Origin of the sequence: Legionella gresilensis (genome assembly GCF_900639865.1) — a bacterium.
Lineage (GTDB): Bacteria > Pseudomonadota > Gammaproteobacteria > Legionellales > Legionellaceae > Legionella_C > Legionella_C gresilensis.
The window spans coordinates 1-337 of sequence record NZ_CAAAHX010000055.1 but is presented as its reverse complement, the minus strand read 5'-3'; the positions used below and the strand labels follow the sequence as shown (position 1 = coordinate 337).

Here is a 337-nt window from a genome sequence, read left to right as displayed (position 1 = left end):
GATAGAGCTAACTCATTGTTCACTATGAAATCGATGGCGGATAAAGCTCTTTCGTTTTATCTAACCTTTTCACATACATTAATAGGAGAAAAACCACCAAAAAAACTTAGTTTTGGCCAAATCGTTTGCCTTATAACGATTGCTTTGCCCCCTACTTCGAGCTTTACGGCTTTGCCGAGTTTCACTAGCGAGTGAGCTGCTCGACCAACACTAAACAGCATTCAGGGCAAACATTTATTTAAAATACCTTTGCAGGTGAACTATGCGTACACAATCATTGAGACAATTCGCTAATCAGCAAATAAAATTTGACAGACAAGGTAAATATCTTTATCGC

At 38.3% G+C, this 337-nt stretch carries 1 protein-coding gene; it reads left to right on the top strand.

The window, feature by feature from the left end; genetic code table 11:
• A partial coding sequence (locus tag E1P04_RS17950) for a hypothetical protein (protein ID WP_207386062.1) occupies positions 1 to 195 on the top strand: 195 nt, incomplete at its 5' end.
• Between the last annotated feature and the right edge of the window lie 142 nt (positions 196 to 337).